Raw genomic sequence first — 18,850 nt, 5'->3', positions numbered from 1 at the left:
TGCTGGGTTAGCTGGTTAAGTTCCGCCAGCAATAACGGCTGTTTTTCATCCGCAGTTAAACTGTAAGGCTCACGCTCAATTAGCATTATTAGCCTCCATCGCCAGCTTCAGCAGGGTCTGATAATCGGCTTTGCCATTGGCAAGCACAGGCAAGGTATCCAGTTGCAGTAGTTTAAATAACGCCGGATGTAGCTGTAATTGATCGCGTAAATAGTGTTGTAGTTGCTCTGCGCTATCGGATGAGGGACTTGTGTAAGCGACCACGAGCAAATCGTCCGTACCAGCACAGCAGACTGGGTCGGTGAATATTGCAAGTTGTTGCTCCAGATGATCCAACTGTAATCGTTTGCCCTGAAGTTTTAAAAAACGGCTTAAGCGCCCGACAATACGGTACAAACCATTGGGCAGGCGTTCTGCTAAATCTCCGGTGCTTAATTCCGTCAGCGCAGTATTACTGCTTAAATCGGCTGCTGATGATGCATAACCTAACATCACATTAGGGCCACGGTAACACAGCTCACCTTCCTTAAAATCTTCAGTGATCAATGCTTTGCTGACCGGGTCACGCAGCAGCAATTCACCTTCCGGAATAGCGACACCAATACAATCGGCATGCTGTTGCAACAGCTCCGGTGGTAAATACGCGATACGGGCTGTGGCTTCGGTTTGACCGTACATCAGATACACAGGTTTTTGCAGCGTACTGGAGAGCTGCTGCACATAGTCCGTCAGGCTGCTATTGAGTTTACCACCGGCCTGAGTCAGATAACGTAAAGCAGGGCGGGGCATACGCTCCAGCCGCAACTGACGGTACAACTGATAACTAAAAGGCACGCCTGGTAAGCTGCTGATATGAAAATCCCGGGTTTGTTGCCAGAAGTCTTTGCTCATTAAAAGGGCTTCGGTCAGTAAGATGGATGCGCCTTTAAACAGATGACTATTCAGCACCGACAAGCCGTAAGAGTAATGCAGCGGTAGCGCAGTAATAGCGGTGTCCGTGGCCTCTATCGGCAAATAAGCACAAATAGCTCGGGCATTGGCTTCAAGATTGGCAAGCGACAGCATCACAGATTTAGGGGAGCCGGAACTGCCTGAGGTGCTCAATAACAGCGCACAATCAGACCGCACCTGATGAGAAAAGCCTGTCCGTTGAATATCGCCGGAAGCTTGGATCACAGCCGCAATCTGTAAACGTTCAATTAAAGCCAAAGTCTGGCTATCGCCTAAATCCGGCGCCAGCAATAACAGCGCTTTGCCAGAGCGCAGTGCGGCCAGATAAGCCACTACAGCAGACAAAGTGGAGCTAAAACGCAAAGCCAGCAAAGCCTGATCCGGCACTATGTTGTGTAAGGTGGTGCTGTACTCGTCGGCAAGTTTTGCCAGTTGCTGGTAGCTGATAGTGCTGTTGTCCGGTAAACGCAGGGCTATGGCATCGCCAAACTGTTCCAGCCTGTGTGCGAAACTTACCCTGCTCATAAACTAAAACCACCATCCACAGCCAGAATATGGCCAGTGATATAACGCGCTTTGTCGGAGCATAAAAACTCAATCACAGAAGCGACTTCATTGGCCTGACCTAAACGGCGCAAGCTGATGTTCTGCATCAGTTGTTGTTTTTTATCGTTGCTGTAATGGGCGGTTAAATCGGTTTCGATAAAACCCGGCGCAACCGCATTGACACGAATACCGCTTGGGCCCAGTTCTTTAGCCAGCGATTTGACCAACGCAGACACAGCACCTTTGCTGGCGGCATAGACTGCCTGACCGGCCGAGCCTGATTCGGCTACTTTGGACGATAACAACACTAAATGCCCGGCTTTATGGCGTAGCATCAGTTTGCTGGCGAGCTGACAAAGCTGCACTGTAGCGCCCACATTGAGTGCCAGCAGCTTGTCCAGATCAGTGAAGCGGGTCATGGCCAATAACGCATCCTGCATCTGGCCTGCACAGTGCACCAAATTACTTAAGGCTTTGTGTTGCAATTGAGGTTGTAACTGGCGGAATAAAGCGGTTACTGCATCACGCTCTGTTAAATCCAACGCATGAACTGAAACCAAAGCGCCTAAAGCCTGGCAGTCGGTTTGTACTTGTTCTAAAGCTTGTGTATCACGAGCCACTAAAATCAGCTCGTGACCTGCTTTGGCCAACGCAAGGGCCGCGGCACGACCTATGCCACGACTGGCACCTGTAATAAGGCTAACAGGCGCTTGCTCTGACATTAAAATGCAACTCCGTATTTGCCCAGTATGGCTTTGGCTTTGGCCACTGAGCTCATATCAATAATATCGTCGGTATCCAGCATCAGATTAAACACATTCTCCAGCTCGGCAATCAGCAGCATATGAGCGGTAGAGTCCCACTCTTTGATGCTGTTGTAAGCCAAGTCGTCATGAATTTGAGTCTCTGCCACCACTAAGGCTGTAGCGAAAGCCGCCGTGAGTTTGGCTGTGTTAGTTTGAATTAGCTCGTTGCTCATATTAATTCCGGATAAAAGTTGCAAATTTGGCGGCAGCGTTTTGGTGTGCTTGTGGCACTAAAGTCATGGCGACCATTTGCTCTGAAGGCTGCGCCGCATCGGCTTGATAACCTAATTGTTGATTAAAACGTAAAGCGGCGCTATTGCTGCTTTTTACTTGCGCCTTTAATAGCTTGGCGCCAAGCTGTTCAAACGCATACTGGTTTAGCGCTAAAGCGGCAAAAAAGGCCAGTATAGTGCCGCGGTATTTGGCCTCACCTAAATAAAAACCTGTGTCTAAGCTGTCACATTCTGCCACAGCCAAAGCCGTTGGGCTTTTTAAATTACAGACTCCAACCTTCTGGTTTTTATAATAAATCACAAACTGCATCTGGCGTCGGTCAGACGATATACGTTCGAACCAGCTTTGTTGCCGCTCCGGGCTAATTTCAGTCTGATCCAGCATCTGGCTGCTGACTTCAGGGCTATTGCGCCAGATCAGCACTTGTGCCAAATCATCCTGCTGCAAAGGTTTGAGCTGCACATTAAAGGCGGAGACTTCATCGGTATGCCACATCTGTGAAGCCTGTTGCATCACACCAGATCCCAGCTCATCGCCGTGCCCCGTGCCACATCCTTAGTGACGGTTTTACCCAGCAGCATCGACAGATATTTAGGCGGCAAACCTAAACCTGGCCGGATAGCGCGTAAGTTTTCTGCGGTTAACACGTCGCCTGCTTTTAAATCGGCGGCAATATACAAAGAGCGGCGGTGTTTACGTGAGGCGATTTCTTTTTCGGTGCAGCCATAATTGACCTGACCTAAAGCCACTTTGGCTTTGGCGGTTTCTTCCACCAGTTGCTTAAGCTCGTTCGGTTCCAAGGAAAACTCGGCATCGACGCCACCTTCGCTTCTATCCAGCACAAAGTGTTTTTCAATCACAGTGGCCCCTAAAGCTACGGCCGCGACAGAAACACCGATGCCTGTGGTGTGATCCGATAAACCCGCCTGACACTGAAACAGCTGAGCTAAATGCGGAATAGTCAGTAAATTGGCATCGACAGGACGGGCAGGGTAGTTGCTGGTGCATTTAAGTAAAATTAAATCTTTGCAGCCGTTGGCACGTAACACTTCAACAGACTCAGCCAGTTCTGACTGGCTGGCCATGCCGGTGGACATAATCACTGGTTTGCCGGTTTTCGCCACTGCCGCGAGCAGTGGATGGTCAATATTTTCAAAAGAAGCAATCTTGTAACAGGGCACATCTAATGATTCTAAAAATTTGACGGCTGTTAAATCAAAAGGGGTGCTGAAGGCCAACATGCCATGGCTTTTGGCGCGCTCAAAAATAGCCTTGTGCCAGTCCCATGGCGTATAGGCAATCTGATACAGCTTATACAAAGTGGTGCCATGCCAGAGGCTGTTTTTATCTTCGATATAAAACTCGCCTGTGTCTATATCCAGCGTCATGGTGTCTGCTGTATAGGTTTGTAATTTAATGGCCTGAGCACCGGCTGCTGCTGCTGCATCTATCATCGCCAACGCTTTATCCAGCGACTGATCGTGATTGCCGGACAGCTCAGCAATAATCAAAGGTGGATGAGAAGGCCCTACTTTATACTGGCCTAACTGAATATCCTGAAAAGCTGCGTTGCTCATCTTTGTGTTCCTGTACTGCTAAGGCCTTAATCTTGCGCCTGAATTTCGTTAGTAAGTTGTTCTACAATAGCAGCACAACCGCCACCATGCGGCACCAATGCTCTGGCTTTTTTCGACATTTGCTGCAATAGCTCTGGATGTTCCAACTGTTGCTGTATGGCGCTGCTTAATTGCGCTGCGGTCAGATCCTTGCCATGCCCCAGATAAGCACAAACTCCGGCTTCAGCCAAAGCCAATGTACTGGCGACCTGATTGTCCGCCAACGTCACCACCAAAGCAGGTAAGGCCAAAGCACAGCGCTCCCAATGGGTCGAACCGCCGGCACCAATCATTAAACTGGCTTTGCTCATCAACTCTGCCATATGCGGGGTCTGAATATGCAAAGTTAAACGCGGATCTTCAGCACAAGCTTGTTCAAGCTCTGCTTTGTGTGGATTGGCAAGTCCTATCACTATATCGGCAGCAAAGTTGGTTTTCTGAAGCTGCTGTAAGGCCTTTATCGTCAGACTGGTTAAATTCAGCTCGTCTGTGCCACCATAAAACACCAGAAACCCGAGCTGATTCTGATCTGCGGTGCGCTGAAACTTGGCAAACTCCGGTCGCAACAAGACATAAGAAGGGCCAAGCAGCAACTGAGCTTCTTTATTGACCAGGTTGTTGTAGCGACTGTGCAGATCCGGATACAGGTTTTGGTCCAGCAGATAGTCACAGTGATGGGCTCTGTTGGCTAAATCATCAATCACTAAAAGTTTTCGGTACAGGCCCGTCATCGCCAGTTCAAATGTTTTGGATAAGCCGTAATGATCAATCACCAATAAATCGACAGGCGCTTGCAGTTGTTCTTGAAGTTCAGCCGCATCCTGCTGTTCTGTCACGCCCAACCAGGCGGCATAGTCTGTTGCTTTGCTTTCCGGCGGCTGTTTTAGTGCGATGACAGCAAACTCCTGATCACGCAGCCACTGAATTAAATGTCCCGGATGAGCGCGGCAGGCAAACTGCACTTGCCAGTCCGATTGTTGCAAGGCCTTGGCTAAAGTCAAACAACGCATCAGATGGCCTGAACCTATTACAGCCGACGCATCAACGCGGAACAAGGCAGTTCTGGAGACTGTCATGATGACTTAAGCAGCAATTGATGCAACAGCTCGGCGCGCAGCCAGTCGTCTGCTGTGTCTATATCCTGCACTAAATGTTGCGGCAGCTCGTATAAATAAGAGTGTTGGGAAAACACCGCTTTAGCATCCAGCCAGCTTTGAGCACGACCACAATAAAACTGACCGGCATCATGGAAGGTTTCTGGCAAATCCTGCGAGCGCTTTGGAATAGATGCGGGGTCGACCGGCTGAACCCGGCCCAGTTCAGTGCGGTACAAAGCGCGCTGAATAGGAAAACTAAAACGGCAACCCGAGAACACATAATCCAAAGCCGGATCGTTTTGCAGTTGTGTCATGGCTGCTTTGAGCATCTGTGGCTGCAACAAAGGCGCTGTGGCATAAATACAGGCGACAAATTCAGGGTTGAGCTGCTGCTGTAGCGCCCAGTTGATCGCATGACGCACTACTGCACTGGTGCCGGTGTGATCGTCTGATAATTCGACAGGGCGTATAAAGGGCACCGTAGCGCCAAAACTTTGGGCGACTGAGGCAATTTCAGCATCGTCGGTCGAGACCCAGACTTCATCAAAAGCGCCGGATAACAAAGCCGCTTCAATGGACCAGCCCATCATCGGCTTGCCGTTAAAGTCTTTGATGTTTTTACGTGGTATACGTTTACTGCCGCCACGCGCCGGAATAATGGCCAGTCGCATGTTTTACTCCTGAAATGCCTGCTGCAGGGCTAGGGTGATCTGTTGTTGCTGCTCTGCGGTTAAATCGGCGTACAAAGGCAAACTGATAATTCTGCTGTAAAAGGCTTCGGCCTGAGGAAAATCACCCCAATGAAAGCCCAGCTTCTGATAATAAGGCTGGGTGTGGATAGGAATATAGTGCACGTTGACGCCAATACCGGCGCTGCGTAATGCTTCAAATACCGCAAGGCGGCGATTTTCGTCATGTAATTGAATAATATACAGATGCCAGGCGGATTGCCCTGCCGGACATTCTGTTGGCAAATCCAGTGGTAGGTTTTGCAATAAGTTGCTGTAACGGGCTACGGCTTCAAGGCGTTTAGCAACAAAAGTATCCAGTTTTTTTAGCTGACTTAAACCCAAGGCAGCTTGAAGGTCAGTCATGCGGTAATTCAGACCCAATTCTATCTGCTGATAATACCAGGGGCCGTGGCTGACTTCGGTCATATCGTCCGGGTTGCGGGTAATACCGTGGCTGCGCAACAACTGCATACGGGCAGCAAGCGCAACATCTTTAGTCAGCGCTACACCCCCTTCTGCGGTGGTGATGATTTTTACCGGATGGAAACTAAAGACAGTGATATCACTGAACTGACAACTGCCAATTTTTTGTTGCATATATGTACCCCCCACTGAGTGGGAGGCATCCTCAATAATGCGAATACCATAAGGCTGGCACAAGGTGGCGATTTGCTGCATAGCGCAGCTATGTCCCGCTAAATGCACCGGAATAAGCACTTTAGGTAAGGTATTGTTGGCTGCTGCCTGTTGTAGTTTTTCAGCCAAAGCTCTGACTGACATTAAGCCAGTGTCAGGCTCTACATCCACAAAATCAACAGTGGCGCCACAATACAACGCACAGTTGGCAGAGGCGACAAAACTGATGGGGCTGGTCCAGACTCTGTCTCCGGCTTTGACATCCAACGCCAGACAAGCGATATGCAAAGCCGAAGTGGCACTATTCACAGCTACTGCATAAGGCACCTGGCAGTAACTGGCCAGTGCCTGCTCAAAAGCCGGCACAGCAGGGCCCTGAGTCAGAAAATCAGATTGCAGCGTCTCTACGACGGCCTGAATATCCTCATTGCTTATCGACTGTCTGCCATAAGGGATCATAACATCGCGTCTCTGTTAAATTGCACCAGCTCTTCCGGGCTTAAAAAGTGGGGGTTTTTGTCCGACACATACTCAAAACCCGGTGCGACCAGTTTGCCTTTTTCTTTCAACGCATTGACGGTGAAGTTATTACCCCTGTTGGAGAATTGAATGGATGGTGCTATCACATAATGGTCATCGTATTCATAGGTGTTATACGACATATCACCAGGGCACATCATTTCATGCAGCTTTTCGCCCGGACGAATACCGACTTCTTTAATAGGTAAATCCGGCGCTATGGATTTAGCTAAATCGACAATACGGATTGATGGTATTTTGGGTACAAAAATCTCACCGCCCAACATACGCTCGAAATTTTTCAGCACAAAATCAACACCCTGCTGCAGGCTGATCCAAAAGCGGGTCATCTCCAAATGAGTGACCGGCATATGGTCGGTGCCTTTTTGTTTTAACTGCTCGAAAAATGGCACTACGGACCCACGTGAGCCGACTACATTGCCGTATCTCACTACAGAAAAGCGCGGTTTGCTACCGCCTGAAATATTATTGGCAGCGACAAACAGCTTATCTGAAGCCAGTTTAGTGGCACCGTATAAGTTAATCGGATTAGCCGCTTTATCAGTGGACAGGGCTATGACTTTTTCAACATTATTTTCGATGGCTGCATTAATGACATGCTCTGCGCCATTGATATTGGTTTTGATACATTCCATCGGGTTGTATTCGGCAGCGGGCACTTGCTTTAACGCAGCAGCATGAATGACATAATCCACACCACGCATAGCGCGGATTAAACGCTCCTGATCCCGCACATCACCAATAAAATACCGCATACAGGGGGCATTAAACTTCTGCTGCATTTCATATTGTTTTAATTCATCTCTGGAATAGATGATGATTTTGTTGGGTTTGTACCGCTCCAGCAGAGTTTGGGTGTATTTATGGCCAAAAGAGCCAGTGCCACCTGTAATAAAGATATTTTTGCCGTCAAACATAAGCGCCCCTGATGTGTCATAAAACTGACAGTCATATTGGATCTGTACCCACTGTAACAAACCTTAGCATAATTTATTCCACTATTAAAAAATCCTTTTTAAATAGATGCTTAGCTCCGTGCTGTTCAGTTATAGCTTTATTGTCTAAAAAAAGCACAGACGAAAGCTTGGGCAATAGATACTTTTTGCGGTAGACTGCTTTTCATAGTCACACCATTTTGGACTAGCCTGAGGTAGTAGTATGAAAATCGGTAACTCATTTGCTAACGAAAACCAGTTGAAATTTAATTCAAATGAAACTGAAAACCTGCTGAAAAAGCTGGCTACTGCGCGTCGTATCAACAGTGCTGCTGATGATGCTGCCGGACTGCAAATTGCTAACCGTTTAACACAAAGCGCCAATGCCTCAGCTCAGGGCACACAAAATGTCTACGATGGTATCTCCTTAGCTACTGTGGCTGATCAGGGCTTGCAGGGCGTGACTGATAACTTAAATGAAATGGGTCGTTTAGCTGTGCAGGCTGGCAGTGGCATTTTGACGGCGTCAGACCGTCAGGCTCTGCAAAAACAAGCCGATGCTTATGCGGCCAGTATTCAAGACCAGATTAAAAACACTGAATTTGCCGGGATCAAGCTGTTTGATCAGGACGGTTCTATTGCTGTCGGTACTGGCAATGGCAGCATTGGTATTAAAACTCAGGATTTATCCAGCCGTTTAACAGACTCAGGTGCTTTTAGTGTGGATTTGTCTTCTGCTGAAAGTGCACAAGCGTCGCTGAAGTCTATTCAGAGTTCTTCGCAACTGGTGGATAACAACAGAACGGATTTGGGGGCCACCATCAACGCTTTACAGTCTGCGGCCCGCAACCTGCAAACCCAGAATGTAAATGAGCAGGAAGCCATTAGCCGTATTCAGGATCTGGATTACGCTAAAGCAGTGACAGAGCAAGTCGCCAGTGGCATACGTGAACAGGCCTCTTTGTCTGTTGTCAGTCAAAGTCGTGTTTCTGAGCAGCAAGCTTTAAAACTATTGGCCTAATTTTTCATTTTCATCCCTAAAACGCTATTTTTTTGACACTAGTGTCAAAAAAATAGCGTTTTACCTTGCAACCTCAGACAAGCTTTGTAGAATGATAAAAAAGCAATAAAAGTCTGAGTCTTATGACCACCAAGCTCTATATTCTGGATCAGCAGGAACAACGAACCACCCGTTTAGGCGCTGTGCTGAGTTTTATCTCCGAATCCCATCAACTGGTGCAGTACCACGAACTCGATCAATATCTGCATGCTGAATCTAAAGCCGTGATTTTGTTAGGGGCTCTATCCAGTCAGGATCACGAACACCTGATCCGCCGTTATCCGGCTTGTGCTTTTTTACTGCTGGGCGAGACGCTGAAGCATCATTTGGGCTTGCCTAATGTGGTGGGGTTGCTGACCGAACCTTTTTCTTATGCCTCTTTTACTCAACTACTGCGCGATTGTCAGGAGTACCAGCGTTTATTGCCCGGTCAGAAAGGCCAGTCTGAGCAATCGCGTTTTGTTGGTATGGTGGGGCAAACACCAGCCATGCAACAGGTACGGTTTTTAATTCAGCAGGTGGCGAAAACGGATGCCAATGTATTAATTCTTGGTGATTCGGGTACGGGGAAAGAAGTGGTCGCCCGCAATATTCATGTGTTATCCAATCGGCATCAGGGGCCTTTTGTGCCGTTAAATTGTGGTGCTATACCGGCAGAATTGTTAGAGAGTGAGCTGTTTGGCCACGAAAAAGGTGCTTTTACCGGTGCTATATCCACCCGCAAAGGCCGCTTTGAATTGGCTCAGGGCGGTACGCTGTTTTTAGATGAAATTGGCGATATGCCATTGCCTATGCAGGTGAAATTGTTAAGGGTATTGCAGGAGAGAGTCTATGAGCGGGTCGGGGGCAGTCAGCCTATCCGTGCCGATGTGCGTATTATTGCTGCTACTCACAGAGCGCTGGAACAAATGATTGAAGACGGTCGCTTCCGTGAGGATTTATTTTATCGCCTGAACGTCTTCCCTATTGAAACTCCAGCGCTGCGTGACAGAGCCGATGATTTACCTTTGCTGGTGCAAGAGCTGATTGTTCGTACTGAACAGCAAGGCCACGCCAAAGTAAAATTTACCGAAAGAGCACTGGAGAGTTTAAAACTACATCCCTGGCCAGGTAACGTGCGTGAACTGGCGAATCTGGTAGAGCGGATGGCTATCATGTATCCGAATCAGGTGGTGGATGTCGCCGAATTGCCGCAGAAATACCGTCACCTTGAAGTAGAAACCTATGTGCCTGTGTATCCCGATGCGCTGCTGGAGAGGGATGCGATTAATGAGCTGTTCCAAAGCAGCGATGATGAAGAAGAGCAGTCAGATGCGCTGAGCTTCCCAGCATCCGGCAGTATCGAGATTTTGCCGGAGCAAGGGGTGGATTTAAAAGAATTTTTAGCCGAACTGGAAATTTCTTTAATTACCCAGGCATTGGAGCGACACGAGTATGTGGTGGCAAGGGCTGCTGATATTCTGTGCCTGCGTCGGACCACGCTGGTCGAGAAAATGCGTAAATACAATTTAATGCGGGATGAAAGCCAGGCTTAAATGTGGCAATGTCAAAAAAATGACTTGGTAAGCTCTTGTTTTTAAACTGATTTAATTGTGGCATGTCTTGTGCATTTGAAGTGATAGTGTCAATTCATTTGCGAAGACGTTATGAGTACAGCCAAAGCTTATGCTTATGCTTATGTTGCGGAGAAAGTGCTGCCAGAAGTGCAGCCGCAAACCGCCACACCTGCAGCAACCGCCATTCATACGGCCCGCCAGGCCCGTCGTCTGCAACATTTAGTTAATAACCTGCCCACTGCGGTGATAGTGCTGGACGAGCGGGGTTATGTAGCGGAAGCCAATCCTGTGGCTATTTCCATGTTAGGTGAGCCTTTAATAGGTCAGCGCTGGCTGGATGTGATCGCACGCTCTTTCCGTCCGCGCAGTGATGATGGCATGGAAGTGTCTTTATTAGATGGCCGCAGAGTGAAGCTGGCGATCAGCTCGTTAGAGCCTGAGGCCGGACAACTTATTGTGCTCACTGATCTGACCGAGACACGGCAGTTACAAAGCCGGCTGGCGCATCTGCAGCGTTTATCTACGCTTGGCAAAATGATGGCGTCTCTGGCGCATCAAATTCGTACTCCTTTATCCTCTGCTTTGTTGTATGCGCAGAATCTCACCAGCCCTAAACTAAATCCAAACTCACGCGAGCAATTTCAGCACAAACTGGTGGCCCGCCTGGTAGATTTAGAGCAGCAGGTGAATGATATGCTTTTGTTCGCCCGCGCAGGGCGTGAACAGCAGGTTGAACCCTTATCTTTACAGCGTTTGCTGAGCGACGTGTTTGCCGGGGTCGAGGCTTTGGTGGAGCAGCAGCAAAGCCAGATCCATATTCAGCTACCACAACCTGACGTACAAATTTTGGGCAATCCACGCAGCTTAGCAGGAGCTATTCAAAATTTACTGCAAAACAGTATGCAGATCATAGGTCAGGGCGCAGTGCTGAAACTCGAAGCCCGTCTGGATACTGTGAATCCGCAGTTGGTTATGATTGCGGTCGAAGACAATGGTCCTGGTGTGCCAGAGCATCTGCAACAACAAATTTTTGAACCCTTTTTTACCACCCGTAGTCAGGGCACGGGCCTTGGCTTAGCTGTGGTGCAAGCTGTTGCGCATTCGCACAATGGCTCTATTCGCTATTGCACCTCCGCCTCGGGTGGCGCCCGTTTTGAATTATTGTTTCCCGTCTATGTGCCTGTCACTGCAGGTCAGGAGTTAAGTTATGCAAACAACTAGTATTTTGGTCGTTGAAGATGATGCCGGCTTGCGCGAAGCATTGTGTGACACGCTGAGTCTGGCCAATTATCAGGTGGTGCCAGCCCAAAGTGCTGAGCAGGGCTTGCAACTGCTCAAAGAGCATAAAATCTCTCTGGTGATCAGTGACGTACAAATGGGCACTATGTCAGGTTTAGATTTACTCAAAACCGTGAAGCTCAATTACCCCTCGTTGCCAGTGTTGATGATGACGGCCTACGCCAACGTCAATGACGCCGTGGTGGCTATCCGCAATGGTGCTGTTGATTATCTGGCAAAACCTTTTTCGCCTGAAGTGCTGATCAATATGGTCAGTCGTTATGCGTTAGGCGCTGAAGTGGCCACTGTCGAACCTGTAGTGCATTCAGAGCAAGGCAAGCAATTGGTAAAGCTGGCGGCAAAAGTGGCTCGCTCTGATGCCAATGTACTGGTACTGGGCCCGAGCGGTTCAGGTAAAGAAGTGCTGGCCCGTTACATTCATCAGCAAAGCGGCCGCGCTGACGGGCCTTTTGTGGCGATTAACTGTGCTGCTATTCCGGAGAATATGCTGGAAGCTACTTTATTCGGTTATGAAAAAGGCGCTTTTACCGGCGCGGTTCAGGCCTGTCCCGGTAAATTTGAGCAAGCCCAGCAAGGCACTATTTTATTGGATGAAATCAGTGAAATGGATTTAAACCTGCAGGCAAAATTACTGCGGGTGTTGCAGGAGCGGGAAGTTGAGCGTTTAGGAGCGCGTAAAACCATCAAACTGGATGTGCGGGTCATAGCCACCAGTAACAGAGATTTAAAACAGGCGGTCGCTGAAGGGAAATTCCGCGAAGATTTATACTATCGGCTCAATGTATTTCCGTTAACCTGGACCGCGTTGGCTGAACGTCCGGCGGATATAGTGCCGCTGGCGATGCATTTATTAGAACGGCACTGTCGCAGTACCGGCATGCCACAACCGCTGTTAAGCTATGCCGCTCAGCAAAAGCTGATGCAGCATTATTGGCCTGGCAATGTGCGTGAACTGGATAACATAGTGCAACGTGCCCTGATTATTTGTGATGGCGATCAAATTAATGCGGCTGATATTTTGCTGGAATCTGCGCCGACTGTGATGGACAACCAGCCTGAGCTGTCGGGCGTTCAAAGCAGTGAGGCAGATGTCAGTCTGTTTAAATCTGAAATCTATGAGCAGGAACACCGAATTATTCTGGAAACCATGCGTGCTTGTGCCAACAGCCGCAAAGAAGTGGCAGAACGTTTGGGTATAAGCGCAAGAACCTTGAGATATAAATTAGCCCGGATGCGTGAATCCGGCATTCAGTTACCTGCTTAAAACCCTGGGTCAGAGCTTGCTCTGACCTTCTGTTTATTGTCGTTATATCCGTATTTTAGCCCCTGCCTAACCTTGCTTTCTTGATTTTAAGTAACTGTTTTAAATTAAATTTTTAGTTTAAAACCTGGATTAGACAATGGTAAAGCCAGAGCCGAGGCTCTGGCCCTACATACTGGCACGATCCCTGCTTTACCTATCTTAATTGTAGTAATAGCAATATTTTGACAGGTCACAGCAGATGAACATTCAAGGTCAAGGTCACAGTCTTTATCAGGAACTTCAATCCCTCGCTTCGCAAGCCCGGAGTGTGCCCTCTGAATTGGCCATACCGGCTATCCCTGAGCAAAATTCCAGTCAAGCCGATTTTTCCGCCATGCTCAAAGGGGCGTTGGACAAAGTCAATGGCTTGCAGGGGGAGAGCCGTCAACTCAGCACTGCTGTTGAAATGGGCGACCCAAAAGTATCGCTGGCTCAGGCCATGATTGCAGGGCAAAAAGCCTCGTTAGCTTTTGAAGCCACAGTGCAGGTGCGAACCAAGCTGGTGGAAGCCTACAAAGAAATTATGTCGATGCCGGTCTAAGGCGGGGGAATAACAAGTGGCAGAGAGTACCTCAACTGAGCTGGCAACCTTGTCAGACGATTTTGGCAGTAACACCCCGGTACAACAGGAGCAGAAGTCTGGTTTTCTGGGGTCGATGAATGGTGGTATGGATATAGTGCGGCAAATCAGTCTGATTGTCGCCTTAACTATTTGTATCGCCCTGGCGGTATTGATCATTTTGTGGGCGCGTGAGCCCGACATGCGTCCTTTAGGTACCTTTGAAACCAAAGAGCTGATTGAAACTCTGGATTATCTGGATAGCCAGAAAATTGATTACAAGCTCGAAGGTCAGGTGGTGCTGGTATCAGGCAAAGACTATCAGGACATCAAGCTGCAACTGGCCCGTGCTGGTTTGCAACAAGAGCAAACGACAGGCGATGAAATTCTAATGCAGGACAGTGGTTTTGGAGTCAGTCAGCGTCTGGAGATGGAACGATTAAAACACAGCCGTGAGCAGCAATTGGCCCGCACCATCGAACAATTTCAAAACATTGCTTCAGCCCGGGTGTTGTTAGCCATTCCCAAAGAAAATATTTTTGCCCGCCGTGAAAAACAGCCTTCAGCTACAGTGATGGTCACAGTCAAAGGTGGCAAAAGTTTAAAAGAAGGGGAAGTCGATGCCATCGTCGATTTAGTGGCGTCCGCGGTGCAAGGGCTTGAACCCAGCCGGGTGACGGTGACGGATCAGAATGGCCGTTTGCTCAATAGCGGTTCTCAGGATGCCTCCTCTGCCCGTAGCCGCAAAGAATATGAAATGGAACGTGCCCGTGAAGAAGAATATCGTCAGAAAATTGACTCTATTTTAATTCCTGTGTTGGGGGTAGATAACTACACAGCACAAGTCGATTTGTTGATGGATTTCACTGCGGTAGAACAAACGCAAAAACGCTTTAATCCGGATTTGCCTGCGGTGCGCAGCGAAATGAGCATTGAAGAGAACAGTGTCGGTGGTGGTTTAGGTGGGATCCCTGGTGCCTTAACCAATCAGCCACCACTGAACAGCGCTATTCCTGAACAAGCAGTAGGAGCAGATGCCAGCAAACCTGTTGTTCCGGGTCGAAATAGCAAAGAGCTGACCCGAAACTATGAATTGGATACCACCATCAGCCACTCCACTCAGCAGTCTGGCATCATCCGTCGTATCAGTGTCTCTGTTGCTGTGGATTACCTGCCTGGCACAACAGCCGCAGACGGCACTGTGACTGAACCGCAAATCCGCTCTCAGGCTGAACTTGCCAATATCCGGCGTTTATTGCAAGGTGGCATTGGTTTTGATGTGCAACGGGGCGATACTATAGAAGTGGTGTCCGTGCCTTTTGCCCGCAGTACACTGCCGGAAGCTGTTGAACCACCTATTTATGAGCAGGAATGGTTTGCCCGTATGCTGAAGCTGGTGATGGGTACACTGATTATCATAGTACTGATAGTCGCCGTAGTGCGTCCTATGCTGAAGAAACTGATTTACCCGGAAGATACACAGGAAGCTTATGACGAATCCTCATTAAGCAGTGGCCTGGATCTGGGGGATGATACACTGGATATGTTAACCCGCGAGTTTGATTCGAAGTCGGTTGGCTTTGCGGCAGATGGCACTTTGATGCTGCCAGACTTGCATGGTGACGAAGATCTGTTAAAAGCGGTTCGTGCCCTGGTGGCAAACGAGCCTGAATTGTCCTCACTGGTCGTTAAAAATTGGTTAGCCGAAGATGAGTAATGTTGAAAACATCAAGCCGAGCTTTGACGTAGGCAAACTGGATGGCGTAGAAAAAGCCGCCATCCTGCTGCTGAGTTTGTCAGAAGAGGACGCTGCACAGATTTTAAAACACCTGGAGCCAAAACAAGTGCAAAAGGTGGGTATGGCGATGGCGCAGATTGATGATCTGAATCAGGCGAAAATCTCTGCTGTGCATAAGCTCTTTATCGAGCAAATTCAGAACTTCAGTACCATAGGCTTCCAGAGTGAAGACTTTATCCGTCGCGCCTTAACGGCTGCATTGGGTGAAGAAAAAGCCTCCAATCTGATTGACCAGATTATTTTAGGCGGTGGTGCCAAAGGTTTGGATTCATTGAAATGGATGGACTCGAAGCAGGTGGCCAATATCATCCGCAACGAGCACCCGCAGATCCAGACTATTGTATTGTCTTATCTAGAACCGGAGCAGTCAGCCGAGATTTTGTCGCAGTTCCCTGAAAAAGTCCGGTTAGATTTAACCATGCGTATTGCCAACCTGGAAGAAGTGCAACCAGCGGCACTGCAAGAATTAAACGAAATTATGGAGAAACAGTTCGCAGGCCAAGCTGGTGCTCAGGCGGCGAAAATGGGCGGCTTAAAAGCGGCGGCCGATATCATGAACTACCTCGATACCAATGTGGAAGGTCAGTTGATGGACGCTATTCGTGAACATGACGAAGAAATGGCGCAGCAAATTCAGGACCTGATGTTTGTGTTTGAAAACTTATTGGATGTGGACGACAGAGCTATTCAAACCATACTGCGCGAAGTACAGCAGGATGCCCTGATGAAAGCCTTAAAAGGCGCAGATGCAGACTTAAAAGAGAAGATCCTGAAAAACATGTCCAAACGGGCCGCCGAATTGTTGAACGACGATCTCGAAGCCATGGGACCTGTGCGTGTCAGCGAAGTGGAAGCTGCACAAAAAGATATACTGTCAGTGGCCCGTCGTCTGGCCGATGCCGGTGAAATTATGCTCGGTGGTGGTGGTGGTGAAGACTTCCTGTAACAGGATACCGGAGTAACGCAGTATGACTATGGATCCTTTTCGAACCAAACAACCTTTTGCGCCCACGGATGAGTTGCTGGAGTTACTCAAACGTTGGCCAAGCCCGGAGCTGGACGCTGAGAAAAAGCTCTCGTCAGGCAAAACCAATGCGCTGAATAAAACCTTACCTTTACAAAAGGCTGCGACAACTCAGGTAGAGCAAGAAGCTGAACTGGAAATCAAACCTTTAACTGCCGATGATATCGAACAAATTCGCCAGGCCGCTTTTGATGAGGGCTTTGCTCAGGGCAAAGAAGAGGGTTTTTCCAAAGGCTACGCAGAAGGCCGTGAACAGGGCACTGCCGACGGTCTGGCTCATGGTCAGGCGGAAGGTAAAAAACAGGGCTTAGAGCAAGCTGCTGGCGAAATAGAGCAGCAAAAGCAGGAACTGAGCCGTTTACTGGACCAACTGCAACAGCCCTTATTGCAAGTCGATCAGCAGGTAGAACAGCAACTGCTGCAGCTATGTCTGGCGATGGCCGAAGCTGTGATTGCTGTCGAGTGCAAAACCAATCCGCAGGTGATACTAAAAACCTTGTCTGATGCCACGGCAATTTTGCCTCTGCAAACCGAACATATACTGATCAAACTTCACCCAGAGGATATAGCCATAGTTGAACAGCATTTCAGCGCCGAACAATTGGCAGAACGCCATTGGCAACTGCGCTCCGACCCTGCGATTGAACGCGGTGGTTGTCTGCTGGAAACGCCATTGTCCTCGATGGACAGAAGCATTAAACACAGATTGCAAAGCAGTCTGGAGCATTTCTTGCATTCTCCTGACTAATCTCAAGTTCTGCTCTGTGCAGGCTTTGTCTAAGGAGTTGTATGTCATCGTCACAATTAGCCGCCACTCTCCAGCAGCAGTTGCAGTATATTCAGAAAAGCAGACCTAATCTGGCCGGACGTTTAGTCCGGGTGGTGGGGTTGACTCTGGAGGCGACGGGCTGTACTGCGGCTATAGGGCAGACTTGCCATGTTGAAACGGCCTCAGGCCAGCTATTTGCTGAGGTGGTGGGCTTTGCCAACGATCGTATTTTTTTAATGCCTAAAGATGATGTGTCTGGTGTGGTGCCTGGCGCTAAGGTGACCCCTTTGAATGATTTTAAAGGCGTGCCTTTGACCATGGCGCTGCTGGGGCGGGTAATTGACGGTGCTGGTAAACCATTGGATGGCAAAGGCCCAATTTTAAGTCAGGAATTTGGCGGTTCGAAAAAGCCTCCGATTAATCCATTGCAACGCCAACCTATTCATGCACCGCTGGATGTGGGCGTGCGGGCTATCAACAGCATTATTACCGTCGGTAAAGGCCAGCGGATGGGCTTGTTTGCAGGCTCTGGTGTAGGTAAGTCAGTGCTTTTGGGCATGATGACCCGCGGTACTGCCGCTGATGTGATAGTGGTTGGCCTGGTGGGTGAACGGGGCCGTGAGGTGAAAGAGTTTATTGATGAAATTCTGGGCGAAGAGGGGCGCAAACGCTCCGTAGTCGTAGCCGCTCCTGCCGATGTGTCGCCTTTAATGCGGTTAAAAGGCTGTGAAACTGCGGTGCAGGTGGCGGAATATTTCCGTGAGCAGGGGCTGGATGTCTTACTGCTGCTTGATTCCATTACCCGTTATGCGCAGGCACAGCGGGAAATTGCCTTGGCTGTGGGAGAGCCGCCGGCCACTAAAGGCTATCCACCTTCGGTTTTTGCCAAATTACCAGCGCTGGTGGAGCGGGCTGGTAATGGTGCTGCAGGTCAGGGCTCTATTACAGCGTTTTACACTGTGTTGTCTGAGGGGGATGATCTCCAGGACCCTATTGCTGACGCGTCACGCGCTATTCTGGACGGTCACATAGTGTTATCACGTCAGTTGGCCGACAGCGGTCATTTTCCGGCCATAGATATAGAAAAATCCATCAGCCGGGTCATGCCGGCTGTGACCAGTATGGAGCATCAAAAACTGGCCCGTGCTGTAAAACAGCTCTATGCCTCTTATCAGCAAAGCAAAGATTTAATTTCTATCGGTGCTTATGTCAAAGGGGCCGATCCACAACTGGATGCGGCCGTGACTCTGATGCCAAAAATCCGTGGTTTTTTGCAGCAGGAAATGAAAGAAGTGGTGCCTTATGACGAAAGTCTGACACAACTGGATAAACTGTTACCTGCCCATTTAGGACGATAAGTTATGGCATTGGCACAACTTCAGCTATTGGT

Annotated in this window: 18 protein-coding genes; 9 read left to right on the top strand and 9 right to left on the bottom strand. The window is 48.9% G+C overall.

Annotation, left to right across the window (positions count from 1 at the left end):
• Nucleotides 1-75: 75 nt before the first annotated feature.
• Genes SD53_RS11900 through pseB form a run of 9 tightly spaced genes read right to left on the bottom strand, consistent with a single transcriptional unit; the run spans nt 76 to nt 8,074 of the window.
• The gene (locus SD53_RS11900) at nt 76-1,476 is read right to left on the bottom strand and encodes an AMP-binding protein (protein ID WP_046520455.1); all 1,401 of its coding nucleotides are present in this window, start codon (nt 1,474-1,476) and stop codon (nt 76-78) included.
• Nucleotides 1,473-2,219: an SDR family NAD(P)-dependent oxidoreductase gene (locus SD53_RS11895; protein WP_046520454.1), complete on the bottom strand. Its 747-nt coding sequence runs from the start codon at nt 2,217-2,219 to the stop codon at nt 1,473-1,475. The genes SD53_RS11900 and SD53_RS11895 overlap by 4 nt, the downstream gene beginning before the upstream one ends.
• A complete protein-coding gene (locus tag SD53_RS11890) occupies nt 2,219-2,476 on the bottom strand; it encodes an acyl carrier protein (protein ID WP_046520453.1) in 258 nt (85 codons plus the stop codon). The genes SD53_RS11895 and SD53_RS11890 overlap by 1 nt, the downstream gene beginning before the upstream one ends.
• 1 nt (nt 2,477) lies before the next feature.
• A complete protein-coding gene (locus tag SD53_RS11885) occupies nt 2,478-3,050 on the bottom strand; it encodes a GNAT family N-acetyltransferase (RefSeq protein ID WP_241481790.1) in 573 nt (190 codons plus the stop codon).
• On the bottom strand, nt 3,050-4,114 hold the full coding sequence (gene pseI / locus SD53_RS11880) for a pseudaminic acid synthase (RefSeq protein ID WP_046520452.1): 1,065 nt from the start codon (nt 4,112-4,114) through the stop codon (nt 3,050-3,052). The genes SD53_RS11885 and pseI overlap by 1 nt, the downstream gene beginning before the upstream one ends.
• Before the next feature lie 26 nt (nt 4,115-4,140).
• On the bottom strand, nt 4,141-5,229 hold the full coding sequence (pseG, locus tag SD53_RS11875; protein WP_046520451.1) for a UDP-2,4-diacetamido-2,4,6-trideoxy-beta-L-altropyranose hydrolase: 1,089 nt from the start codon (nt 5,227-5,229) through the stop codon (nt 4,141-4,143).
• On the bottom strand, nt 5,226-5,921 hold the full coding sequence (gene pseF / locus SD53_RS11870; RefSeq protein WP_046520450.1) for a pseudaminic acid cytidylyltransferase: 696 nt from the start codon (nt 5,919-5,921) through the stop codon (nt 5,226-5,228). Before pseF ends, pseG begins: the two co-directional genes overlap by 4 nt.
• Nucleotides 5,922-5,924: 3 nt before the next feature.
• Nucleotides 5,925-7,076, bottom strand: a complete 1,152-nt coding sequence (pseC, locus tag SD53_RS11865; protein ID WP_046520449.1) for a UDP-4-amino-4,6-dideoxy-N-acetyl-beta-L-altrosamine transaminase — start codon at nt 7,074-7,076, stop codon at nt 5,925-5,927.
• Nucleotides 7,073-8,074 carry a UDP-N-acetylglucosamine 4,6-dehydratase (inverting) gene (gene pseB / locus SD53_RS11860; RefSeq protein WP_046520448.1) on the bottom strand — a complete coding sequence of 334 codons (1,002 nt, stop codon included), beginning with the start codon at nt 8,072-8,074 and terminating at the stop codon, nt 7,073-7,075. The genes pseC and pseB overlap by 4 nt, the downstream gene beginning before the upstream one ends.
• 241 nt (nt 8,075-8,315) lie before the next feature.
• On the opposite strand from pseB, the gene SD53_RS11855 reads away from it, so the two are divergent.
• The 9 genes from SD53_RS11855 to fliI all read left to right on the top strand — a co-directional run bounded on the left by SD53_RS11855 (nt 8,316) and on the right by fliI (nt 18,818).
• Complete coding sequence (locus SD53_RS11855) at nt 8,316-9,113, top strand: flagellin (protein ID WP_046520447.1); 798 nt, start codon at nt 8,316-8,318, stop codon at nt 9,111-9,113.
• A 122-nt stretch (nt 9,114-9,235) separates the two neighbouring features.
• Entirely contained in the window at nt 9,236-10,687 is a 1,452-nt protein-coding gene (locus SD53_RS11850; RefSeq protein WP_046520446.1) for a sigma-54 dependent transcriptional regulator, read from the top strand.
• A gap of 111 nt (nt 10,688-10,798) precedes the next feature.
• Entirely contained in the window at nt 10,799-11,929 is a 1,131-nt protein-coding gene (locus SD53_RS11845; RefSeq protein ID WP_052749363.1) for a sensor histidine kinase, read from the top strand.
• Complete coding sequence (locus SD53_RS11840; RefSeq protein ID WP_046520445.1) at nt 11,916-13,271, top strand: sigma-54-dependent transcriptional regulator; 1,356 nt, start codon at nt 11,916-11,918, stop codon at nt 13,269-13,271. The genes SD53_RS11845 and SD53_RS11840 overlap by 14 nt, the downstream gene beginning before the upstream one ends.
• 238 nt (nt 13,272-13,509) lie before the next feature.
• Nucleotides 13,510-13,851 carry a flagellar hook-basal body complex protein FliE gene (gene fliE, locus SD53_RS11835; RefSeq protein ID WP_173425700.1) on the top strand — a complete coding sequence of 114 codons (342 nt, stop codon included), beginning with the start codon at nt 13,510-13,512 and terminating at the stop codon, nt 13,849-13,851.
• Between the two features lie 16 nt (nt 13,852-13,867).
• On the top strand, nt 13,868-15,586 hold the full coding sequence (gene fliF, locus SD53_RS11830; RefSeq protein ID WP_046520444.1) for a flagellar basal-body MS-ring/collar protein FliF: 1,719 nt from the start codon (nt 13,868-13,870) through the stop codon (nt 15,584-15,586).
• Nucleotides 15,579-16,613: a flagellar motor switch protein FliG gene (gene fliG, locus SD53_RS11825; RefSeq protein ID WP_046520443.1), complete on the top strand. Its 1,035-nt coding sequence runs from the start codon at nt 15,579-15,581 to the stop codon at nt 16,611-16,613. The genes fliF and fliG overlap by 8 nt, the downstream gene beginning before the upstream one ends.
• Nucleotides 16,614-16,635: 22 nt before the next feature.
• Nucleotides 16,636-17,439, top strand: coding sequence for a flagellar assembly protein FliH (fliH, locus tag SD53_RS11820; protein WP_046520442.1), 804 nt, complete (start codon nt 16,636-16,638; stop codon nt 17,437-17,439).
• 41 nt (nt 17,440-17,480) lie between these two features.
• On the top strand, nt 17,481-18,818 hold the full coding sequence (gene fliI, locus SD53_RS11815; RefSeq protein WP_046520441.1) for a flagellar protein export ATPase FliI: 1,338 nt from the start codon (nt 17,481-17,483) through the stop codon (nt 18,816-18,818).
• Nucleotides 18,819-18,850: the final 32 nt, after the last annotated feature.

Origin of the sequence: Rheinheimera mesophila, from assembly GCF_000986865.1 — a bacterium.
GTDB classification, from domain to species: Bacteria; Pseudomonadota; Gammaproteobacteria; order Enterobacterales; family Alteromonadaceae; genus Pararheinheimera; species Pararheinheimera mesophila.
The sequence above is the reverse complement of the archived record's forward strand: the minus strand, read 5'-3'. Positions and strand labels throughout refer to the sequence as shown.